At 55.9% G+C, this 10,494-nt stretch carries 8 protein-coding genes; 4 read left to right on the forward strand and 4 right to left on the reverse strand.

Annotated features, from left to right (window positions below):
• Positions 1 to 1,122 precede the first annotated feature (1,122 nt).
• From GBC55_RS25425 to rlmJ, 4 genes are all read left to right on the forward strand, one after another.
• Positions 1,123 to 1,509: a hypothetical protein gene (locus tag GBC55_RS25425; RefSeq protein WP_162440193.1), complete on the forward strand. Its 387-nt coding sequence runs from the start codon at positions 1,123 to 1,125 to the stop codon at positions 1,507 to 1,509.
• 30 nt (positions 1,510 to 1,539) lie between these two features.
• Entirely contained in the window at positions 1,540 to 2,271 is a 732-nt protein-coding gene (locus GBC55_RS25430; RefSeq protein WP_162440194.1) for a DUF4123 domain-containing protein, read from the forward strand.
• Positions 2,272 to 2,621: 350 nt separating this feature from the next.
• A complete protein-coding gene (locus GBC55_RS25435; protein ID WP_162440195.1) occupies positions 2,622 to 2,948 on the forward strand; it encodes a hypothetical protein in 327 nt (108 codons plus the stop codon).
• A gap of 292 nt (positions 2,949 to 3,240) precedes the next feature.
• A complete protein-coding gene (gene rlmJ / locus GBC55_RS25440; protein ID WP_162440196.1) occupies positions 3,241 to 4,077 on the forward strand; it encodes a 23S rRNA (adenine(2030)-N(6))-methyltransferase RlmJ in 837 nt (278 codons plus the stop codon).
• Positions 4,078 to 4,211: 134 nt separating this feature from the next.
• Here rlmJ and msrA read toward each other — a convergent pair whose 3' ends face one another.
• The 4 genes from msrA to GBC55_RS25460 all read right to left on the reverse strand — a co-directional run.
• A complete protein-coding gene (gene msrA, locus GBC55_RS25445; protein ID WP_162440199.1) occupies positions 4,212 to 4,859 on the reverse strand; it encodes a peptide-methionine (S)-S-oxide reductase MsrA in 648 nt (215 codons plus the stop codon).
• A gap of 83 nt (positions 4,860 to 4,942) precedes the next feature.
• The gene (locus tag GBC55_RS25450; protein ID WP_162440197.1) at positions 4,943 to 7,636 is read right to left on the reverse strand and encodes a GGDEF and EAL domain-containing protein; all 2,694 of its coding nucleotides are present in this window, start codon (positions 7,634 to 7,636) and stop codon (positions 4,943 to 4,945) included.
• A gap of 261 nt (positions 7,637 to 7,897) precedes the next feature.
• Positions 7,898 to 9,292: an alkaline phosphatase D family protein gene (locus tag GBC55_RS25455; RefSeq protein ID WP_162440198.1), complete on the reverse strand. Its 1,395-nt coding sequence runs from the start codon at positions 9,290 to 9,292 to the stop codon at positions 7,898 to 7,900.
• Between the two features lie 283 nt (positions 9,293 to 9,575).
• Positions 9,576 to 10,494: 2-oxo acid dehydrogenase subunit E2 (locus GBC55_RS25460; protein WP_247267004.1), on the reverse strand; the 919-nt coding region annotated here is incomplete at its 5' end.

Here is a 10,494-nt window from a genome sequence, read left to right on the forward strand (position 1 = left end):
GCACAAAAGGACCTTCGATAAGAACGGGAAACTGACGGGCGCCGACTTTTACGCCGAACGCCAACGATTGATGAAAAAACGCGTTGGGTATTTCTACCCGAAGTCTGGTGCGGCATTGGAAACAGGCGGGTACGGCAGGTGGGATTCCGGGGTATGCCACGCATATTGAGGGGGTGAGTAGGGCGAGTAAGGTGATTAGGGCGGGGGGGGGGGGGTATGTCGGGATTGGATTGGGTGCTGCTGCTTCGGGAGTGAGGGTAAGCGAAGCTTGCCGCGCTGGCCGAGAGCAAGAATGCAAAAAAGTGCAAATCGTTGAAAGTTGGAAATTGATGGGGGCTATAGCAGGAAGTAGTGCTGGTCCAGTTGTGGTCGGTAAAACATGTGCTGCCGTTGGTAAGTCTCCCCATGGCCTGCTGGTTTGTGCCGTAGTCGCCGCAGGTGTTGGCGCGATCGGTGGCGGGTTGATAGGAGAGACAATTGGTGAAGGTATTGGCGAATTAGTATACGCGTGGACTGAGTGATGTTAGATGCAAGGGGATCTATTTTTTAGTTGCGATGATTGTTGTTGTGTCAGGGGTGGGGATGTTTCTATTTCAGTTGTATTTCGCGTACTTCAAGCTTGATTGCTTATTAAAAAAACTGCCAAATTCGTATGGGGTCGATATCCGGAAGTCAATGCTGGGTAGAGATCCGATGAGTAGGGTTTTTGTGTCTGCGAACATTGCAATGATGCTTGTTCAATATAAGAAATCAATAAAAAATGGTGAGCTTGATCAGCGGGATTACGACGCAATTCCAGCGAATTTATTGCTGTGTATGAAATTGATTTATTTTGCTGCGTTGGTAATAGGCTGGATGCTGATTAGCATGTTTGTAGTCGGGAAATTTTTGGGTTGGCTTTAGTTAATAAGCGAGCTTGGCTATTAAGGTGGGCCAGTTGAGGTTCGGCCGAAATGGGGCTGCTCGATGGGTCGAGGTTAAGGAGACTTGTCGGATTGGGACGGAACATGCTTGCAAGAACGTCCCATCGATAGTGCTGGGGGAAAACACTTATGGTTGGGGTGTGATCGGAGCATCTGGCGAGGAGAAATCACGTGAAATCACTTATAAGGTATTTAATGAATGACAAACGATAGCGAGGTATGGTTTTTCTTGGATTTTGGTAGTTTGGCTTTTGGGCTCGGCTTTATTTTTATTATAGGACAAATCTATCTCTGTTTTTTTAAGCTGGAACGAATTTTAAGATCGCTCAGTAATTCGTTTGGGGTCGTGATACTTCACCCTTTCCTGAGAAGTGGTTTTTTCAGGGCTGGTTTTATGATGAATCAAATAGCTTCATATTTGTTGTATCCAAATAGATCAATTAGAAGTGGCGCTTTAGATGAGCTGGATTATTTAAATTTTCCTCGCGGGTTACTGTATCTCATACGTGGTTTATCTATGACGGCAGTTGGGAGTATGGTTTCAATGCTCGTGCACTATTTTTATAAAAATGGATGGCTTGGATAAGTTTGGTTTTTAGTTCTCATGGATAAATTAATGACTAACGAGCATACAGATACCTGGCTCCACAACAACCCGCTCAAGAGTGCGGAACAACTCTTTGCCATTTTCAGCAGTGCGAGCGCTGCTGAACCTTTCAAAGTTTGGCGGGCTTCGAAGGGAGGTAAGGCTCCCAGCCCGGTTTGGGCCGAAACAATTTATGCCGAGTGGGAAGAGGTGATGCCTTATGTAGGAATTGTCGCGGCTGACGGTGAGTTTTTGCAGTGGGTTGCGACAACTGAGTCTCAGGATTGGGGGTGGTTGGCGGTTTCTGCGGCGCCCTTAAAAGTCGTGGTTGAGCACATGCGCAGCCTTACCCAGGTGACATTGCCCAATGGTAATGCGGTGTTTTTCCGGTTTTGGGATGGGCGATATCTGCTGCCGATTTTGCAGTCTGCGCAAGTGAATGCGGCTGAGTTGCTGCCGGTTTTTGACCGGTGTCTGATCAATGGGCAACCGGTTGATATTGGCGGTAACGCGTTGAAATCGGAAAAGGTTTTTCCATGGTGGGCGGTGCCGGATGCGCTGCTGCAGCAGTTGGGGGTTGAGGATGTTTCGACTCAGCTCAACAATTTGATGCAGTGGTTGAGTGAGGAACATCAGGCGCTGTTCGAGGCTTTTTCGGAAAGCGTGTTGCGCAGGAAGGTGGAGGCGTTTCTTGCGCAGCCTGGGCTTCCTTCAGTTCCGAAGGTGGAGTTGCTGGAGCACTTGATGATGGAGCTGGGTTGATTTGATGGAGTAGGTCCGAGGAAATTTCTGGGTAAGGTCTTCGGAGATTTCCTTCGAGTTTTGGCGGTTTGCGTGAACTGGTGCGCAATGAGATCCATCGATAGTCTTTGGTTGCCACTGTGATTCAGTGGTGGGGCGTAGGAACCCTGTAGTGGCATCGGAAGGCATTAGCATCGAAACCAATTTGCGGCCGTTATTGTGCGTCCGTAAGATCAGTTGCGGCGGCTATGCGCGGGCACGCTTCGGCGTGGTCGAGTTCTCCGATGCTCGGTATTCCTACCCCGCGTATAGCTGCCACCCAAGCCCGTAGGAAGGCAGATGGCAGCTCCCATTATCATCGGAGATTTCAAATGCCATCACTTCATCCCGATCCTCCGTATGTAAAGCCAGCTCCTCATCCGGATAACCGCTTCAAGGCACTCACCAGCAATTGCAGTGACATGCCCACCCTGTTCCTGGATACCCAGGCACCCATCGATGTTTTGACCGACGCGGCCAACTACCGAATCCAGGCTGTTACCCAAGTGCTCGAAAATCTGTCCATGCGTGGGTCGATCGAGTGCGATTCGTTCATTCTCAGTGACTTTTCATTGCTCTGCGCGATTCCGTTGCGCGATGGCTGTGATGTGCTGGAAGTGGTGCGGCGGCGGTTGCGGCCTCGACCTTCCGGATCGTAACGGGCTGTTGTGGCGAGGGAGTTTACTCCCGCTAGGCTGCGAAGCAGACTCAGGATCAGCGAACCGGTTTTGTCAGACACACCTCGGGGTCTGGTCTGGCGACTGCTTCGCAGCCGAGCGGGAGTAAACTCCCTCGCCACAGGTTTTTGCGCTCACTACAGAGTCTGCCAGTGCTCACCACAATTAGTTCTTCTGACGGGCAGTCGCAACAGCTGCAACCGCCCGCTCGGCTGCGAAGCCCTGACGTTCGGCTCGGTACAAGGTAAACTTCCCGGCCTTCGCAGGAGCAATCATGAATTATCGTCACGCCTTCCATGCCGGCAATCACGCCGATGTGTTCAAACACCTGACCTTGACCCGCCTCATCGCCCTGATGTCGCGCAAGGAGCAGCCGTTTGCCTATCTCGACACTCACGCCGGCATTGGTCTGTATGACCTGCAGGGTGATCAGGCCAATCGTACCGGTGAGTACCTGGAAGGGATTGCGCGGTTGTGGGATCAGCCGGATCTGCCGGCGTTGACCGCCGATTACATGAAGGTGCTGCACGACATGAACCCGGATGGCCAGTTGCGCTATTACCCGGGATCGCCGGAGCTGGCGCGTCGTCTGACACGGCCACAGGATCGGTTGATGCTGAACGAGAAACACCCCGAAGACGGCGTGTTGCTCAAGGACAACATGGCGGGCGATCGCCGGGTCAAGGTGCATCTGGGCGAGGGCTGGCACGTGCCGCGTGCCATGTTGCCGGTGCAGGAGAAGCGGGCGGTGATGTTGATTGATCCGCCGTTCGAGCAACTGGATGAGATGCAGCGTTGTGCGGCGTCGCTGAAAGAGGCTATTGGACGGATGCGTCAAACCGTGGCTGCGATCTGGTACCCGGTGAAGGACCAGCGCATGTTGCGCCGTTTCTATCAGGACCTGGCCGGCACGGGCGCGCCGAAGTTGTTGCGGGTGGAGTTGCTGGTGCATCCACTGGACACGCCGAACACCTTGAACGGTTCCGGGCTGGCGATTGCCAATCCGCCGTGGGGACTGGAGGAAGAATTGCGTGAGCTGCTGCCGTGGTTGTCCAAGAAGCTGGGACAGACCCAGGGCGGGTGGCAGATGGATTGGTTGATTGCCGAATAGGGGTAATCGATAGGCAAGATCAAAAGATCGCAGCCTCGTTTCACTCGACAGCTCCTACACGGGGAATGCGGAATGAGTATTCCGTTGTAGGAGCTGTCGAGTGAAACGAGGCTGCGATCTTTTGCTTTACGGGGTCAGATCGGGCAAGTCACGCCCGTACCGCCAATCCCGCAATACCCTTCCGGGTTTTTCGCCAGGTATTGCTGGTGATAGGCCTCGGCAAAGTAGACCGTCGGGGCTTCATCGATTTCGGTCGTGATAGTGCCTTTGCCAGCCTTGTTCAATTCAGCCTGGAAGATCTTCGCGCTGGCCTTGGCCGCGTCCAGCTGTGTCGGGTTGGTGGCATAGATGACCGAGCGATACTGCGTGCCGATGTCGTTGCCCTGGCGCATGCCTTGAGTCGGGTTGTGCAGCTCCCAGAACATCTTCAGCAGCTCGTCGTAGCTGACTTTCGCCGGCTCGTAGACTACCAGTACCACCTCAGTGTGGCCGGTCAGGCCCGAGCAGACCTCTTCATAAGTCGGGTTCGGCGTGAAACCGCCGGCGTAGCCAACCACGGTACTGACCACACCCTCACGCTGCCAGAAGCGACGCTCCGCCCCCCAGAAGCACCCCAGACCGAAGATGGCGAAATCCACATCCGTGACGAACGGACCCAGCAACGGCGAGTCGTGGACGAAGTGTTTTTCCGGCAAGTTCATTGGGGTTTCGCGGCCAGGCAGGGCTTGTTCTTTAGTTGGAAGCACGTTTTTGTTCACCAGAATTTCCGAGCGCAGAACCATCATCAGTCCTCTCAGTCAGGTTGAATGTGAATTGTTAGACACGCAGTTTGCCCAATTATCCCTTTGGGAGCGAGGGTGTGCCGTCAGGCGAGTGGGCCGCGCGGATAGCGCTTGAGCTTTTCAATCAGCTCGGTGCCGGGGATCGGGCGGTCGAACAGGTAGCCCTGACCGACGTCACAACGGTGGCGCCGCAAGAACGCGAGCTGTTCTGCCGTCTCGATGCCTTCAGCCACCACCTTGAGTTTCAGGTTGTGGGCCATGGCGATCACGGCGGAGGTGATCTCCATGTCGTCCTGGTTATCCGGGATTTCGTGAATGAAGCTTCGATCAATCTTGATGATATCGATCGGGAATTTTTTCAGGTAACTGAGCGACGAATAACCCGTACCGAAATCGTCCATGGCCAGGGTCAGGCCCAGGCGCTTGAGCTGGTCGAGCTGCAAGTGAGTGTCTTCGGTGGCCTCCAGCAGCAGGCCTTCCGTTAACTCAAGTTCGAGCAAATTGGCCGGCAGCGCTTCTTCCTTGAGGATATTGGCGATGGACGCCACCAGGTCCGGGTCGGAGAACTGCTTGGGCGACAGGTTGATCGCCACCTGAAGATTGCCCAGGCCGGCCGCCGTCAGGTCTTTGCTCATGCGGCAGGCCTGGCGGGCGATCCATTTGCCAATGGGAATGATCAGGCCGGTCTCTTCCGCCACGCTGATGAACTGATCCGGGCGGATCATGCCTTTTTCCGGATGGTTCCAGCGCAGCAGCGCTTCCATGCCCAGCAGGCGACCGCTACGCAGGCAAAGCTTGGGCTGGTAGAACACGTCCAGCTCATTCTGGGTCAAGGCGCGGCGCAGGTTGTTTTCGACGAACAGCTTATAGCTGGCCTCGGCGTTCAGCGCTTCGGTGAACACCTGAACCTGATGTTTGCCGTTGGCCTTGGCCTTATGCAGCGCGAGGCCGGCGTTACGCATCAGGGTTTGCGGGTCGCGTCCATGCAGGGGTGCGCAGGCCAGGCCGACGGAGCCCGTGACGCTGATCAACTGGTTGTCGACGAACATGGGTTTGTCGAGGGTCGCCAGCAATTGATTGGCGACCTTCTGGCCGCTGCACAGGTCGGTGTTGTCCAGCAACACCGCGAACTCGTTACTGGCAAAACGCGCCAGGCTGCCGCTCGGGCTCAGGCTGTTGCGCAAGCGTCGGGCCAGGCTGATCAGCAGCTTGTCGCCGGTCTGGTGGCCGAGGCTGTCATTGATGCGCTTGAAGTTATCAATGTCCACCAGCAGCAGGCTGATGGGCGTATCGGTGTCGCGCGCGAAGCGTTCATCAAGGTTGCGGATGAACGCCGGGCGATTACCCAGGTTGGTCAGGTTGTCGGTGTAAGCCAGGCGCTCGATGCGCTGCTGGGCGAGTTTGGTCTGGGTGATGTCTTCGTAAATGCCGATGTAATGCGTCAGCTCGCGGTTGTCGCCGTAAACCTTGGAGATCGACAACTGGCCCCAATAGGGTTCGAGGTTTTTACGGCGGCTTTTGAACTCGCCTTGCCAGCTGTTGCTTTTGACCAGTGCCGAGGGCGCGTCGAACAGCAGCTCGCTCAGGTTCTCCAGTGCCGGCAGTTCCGACAGCCGCTGGCCGTGGACTTCATCAGTGCTGTATTGAGTGATCGCTGTGAAACTCGGATTGACGTACTCGACCACACCGTCGCAATTGACCAGCAAAAAGGCATTGGCGCTTTGCTCCACGGCGCGTTGGAACAAGTGCAAGGCACTGGTGGCGGCGCGGCGGTTGTGGTTGTTGATCACTTGGGCGAATTGGTCTGCCAGCTCACCGGCGAAGGCAATTTCGTCCGATTGCCAGGCGCGAGTGATACCGATCTGTTCCAGGCAGAGCACGCCCACGACGTTGCCATCAACCCGAATGCTGGCATCGAGCATCGCAATGATGTCCCGCGGTCGCAGGCTGTCCACCAGTTCCCGGGTACGCGGGTCGTGCATCACGTTGTGGGCGTCAATGGCGCGGCCGGTGTTCAAGGCTTCCAGGTAATTCGGGAAGCCGCTGACGTCGATCGGTTCCGGCAGCTGATGGTTCCGGGTGGCGCGATGATAGGCCGAGATCGGCACCAGCAACGAGCCCTCAAGGTTCCACAGACTGGCACAGTCGATTTCGTAGATGTCACACGCGCTGCGGGTGATCAGCTCAGCGGCTTCCTGCAGGGAATTGTTGCTGCTGTAACGCTGGCGGGTCAGCAACAGGATCAGGTCTTGCTGTGCGCGAACCCGATCCAGGTGCAGCAGTTGTTCCTGCTGTGCGCGCTGATTGAGTTCCAGTGCGATTTGCAGGCGCGAGTTCTGAGTTTCCAGGTCCAGCGCCGACAGCTGCGGATTGCCCTCGAACAGATCGTCTACAACCATCAAGTAGCCACGCAGCAACTGCCGATTGTGCTGTTTGAAGGCTTCACCCAGCTCCAGCAGGTTCAAGGCGCCGGAGGGAGTGTGCAAGGTGTAGCGGATCAGGTAGTTCGGGCTTTCAGTCAGTTGCTGCTGGATCGCGTCATGCAACTGATGGCGCGCTTGCGGCTCCATCAGGCTGGCGTAGGGCGAACTGATCAGGGAGCAGAGCTCCGTAGCCGCCAGGCCGAACTGTCGTTCGCAGTTCGGATCGAGAAACAACAGCGCCCAGCTCGCCTCATTCAGCCGTTCGAAACGCAGCATGCCGAGCCGCGAGGGCACAGGCAACTGCGTCACTACCTCGGCCACCATACGGCTGGCGGCATCGGGTTGGCTTTTCATGGAGGGAACTCGCTTCGAAAGTGCTGATCGCGCCGGGCTTTCGCCCTCTTTACTCTTGCGTGCGGCAAGGTTGCATCATTGCAACACTGACTGACAAGAGACATGAAGGCCAAGTGCTATAAGAATATGTCGGCAGAGAAGAAGATTTCTTCAGTGAGCCGGGGAAAGTAATGTTTGAGGGGAAAAGATCGCAGCCTGCGGCAGCTCCTACAGGGCGCGTACAACCCGTAGGAGCTGCCGAAGGCTGCGATCTTTTGATCTTTAACGCAACGGGATATCCGTCTGTTGAAGCAATTTGCCCTCATGATCGTGATAACTGACACGAATCTGCCCGGCATCAACCACCAGATGGGCAAAGTTGTCCTGGCTGATCACTGCGCCGGTCAATGCGTGCCGGTACTCGCCCTCGGCCGTGCGGGCCAAGGGTTGATCGAGGATAAAGCTGGCGGCATTGGCGTAAGGCAGTAATTTGCTGTTGCTCAGAGGCGACGACACCACGGTGTGCACTTCAAAATCCGGATCCTCGCTGTGCGTCAGCCGGCTGGTCAGGGAGCCGTGGACATCGCCGGAGACAAAGATGACGTTCTTGATGCGGTGCTGGCGGATCGTCTCCAGCAGGCGCAGTCGCTGTTCGGGAAACGCTTTCCAGGCATCGTCGCCCTGAATTTTCTTATCGGGATAGAACATGACGCTGGTCACGACGAACTTCACTCGGGCCGAACTGTTGATCAGCCATTCACATAAGGCGATTTCTTGCGCCTGATCAAGAATGCGCCGGTCAGCGGTGGATAGATTTCGCCGTGTTCGGCTGTCGGTCACAAACCATTCGATATCGCCCTCGGTAAACTGATACCAATACCTGTTGAGTGTCGAACTTACCCGGCCATTATCGAGTAACTCAGGAATGGGACTGTGGCTGGCCTGGTATATCTCATAAGCAGTCATCGCATTCGTATATAAGTAGTCGTCTTTATTGCTCTTGTTGGCGGGCCAGTTGTCTTCTATTTCATGATCGTCAAGGATCATGTAAGTCGGCACACTGGACATTAACTGACTGATATTGGGCTGAGAAAAAGCGGCGCGGTACTTGCTGAAGATATCGTTTAGTTCACGGTCGGGCGCCACGATGTTCAAATCATCGACATAGACTTGATCGCCGGTCATCAACACCGCGCTGACGGGTGGTTGGGCGTGGTGTACCTGTTGCATGATCGACGCGAAGATTCGGTCACTCCGGTGCGGTAGAACGGGCATGCCGCCGGTCATTCGCAGGTATCGGCATGAGCCGACGATATAGGCGCGTGGTTTGGTCGTCGTGTTGGATGGCGTGCGAAAGCGGTAGAGGTCCTGCGGCCATTGCAGCGGTAGCTGTTGCGCTGTCTCCACCGTGTGCATCGGGCCTGCGGGGCTGAACCAGCCAGCCTGATACTCGTATTCGGTGTCGGCGCTCAGTTCATTGAGTGCGATGACTTCGCACCCGTCACGGACAGGTTCCAGTTTCGCAAAAATACTGTTCAGCCAGCACACCTCTCCCGCTCGTCGATAACGAATACCGGCGAAAACAGAAATGTTTTTTCGTGGCGTGCCGCGCAGGAAGAGGCGCGTCTGATGAGTTGTCGTGTGGCCAACAATAGGGCCGACAGTAGGTTTGAACATAGTTGAGTCCATTCAGTATTGCGCCAGTCAGACAATTAACAATGTCGGCGCGTTTATTAAGGCGTCGCATCACCAAGACTAGTGAGTGGACCTTAAAAAATACGGAGCGGAAATGGACTCGAGTTGTGGGCGATATCAGCTACAAATGTAGGAAGGCACACTTTTAAATTAAAAAATCTCAGGCAAAAAAAGCCCCGCCAAATTGGCGGGGTTGAGGTACGAGCGTGGCGCCCGGAAAACGTGGAACGCGGCAGGCCCTCCAGTGAAGGAGGGCCGCCAGGTGTTACAACAGAATGGTACGAATGTCCGCCAGCAGGTCGCTCAGACGCTTGGTGAAGCGTGCTGCAGCGGCGCCGTTGATCACGCGGTGATCGTAGGACAGCGACAGCGGCAGCATCAGTTTCGGCTGGAAGGCTTTGCCGTCCCAGACTGGCTGGATGGTTGCCTTGGAAACACCGAGGATCGCCACTTCCGGCGCGTTGACGATCGGCGTGAAGCCGGTGCCGCCAATGTGGCCGAGGCTGGAAATGGTGAAGCAGGCGCCTTGCATGTCGTCAGCGGTGAGCTTTTTGTCGCGGGCTTTGGCGGCCAGCGCGGCAGCTTCAGCGGCGAGTTGCAACAGGCTCTTCTGGTCGACGTTCTTGATGACCGGTACCAGCAGGCCTTCAGGCGTGTCGACGGCGAAGCCAATGTTCACGTATTTCTTGCGGATGATCGCTTTGCCGCTTGGTGCCAGCGAACTGTTGAAGTCCGGCAGTTCCTTGAGCAGGTGCGCGCAGGACTTGAGCAGCAGCGGCAGGATGGTCAGCTTGACGCCGGCCTTCTCTGCAACAGCCTTCTGAGCGATACGGAACGCTTCCAGGTCGGTGATATCAGCCGAATCGAACTGAGTCACGTGTGGAATGTTCAACCAGCTGCGGTGCAGGCTCGATGCGCCGATTTGCATCAGGCGAGTCATCGGCACTTCTTCGGTTTCGCCGAAACGGCTGAAGTCGACAACCGGAATCGGCGGAATGCCCGCGCCACCGGTTGCGCCAGCAGCGGCCGGTGCTTCCTTGGCCTTCTGCATCATGGCTTTGACGTAAACCTGTACGTCTTCTTTCAGGATGCGACCGTGCGGGCCGCTGGCGCCGACGGCGCTCAGCTCGACACCGAACTCACGGGCCAGTTGACGCACGGCTGGGCCGGCGTGAACTTTGGCG

Source organism: Pseudomonas sp. TNT3 (assembly GCF_010095445.2).
Classification (GTDB): domain Bacteria; phylum Pseudomonadota; class Gammaproteobacteria; order Pseudomonadales; family Pseudomonadaceae; genus Aquipseudomonas.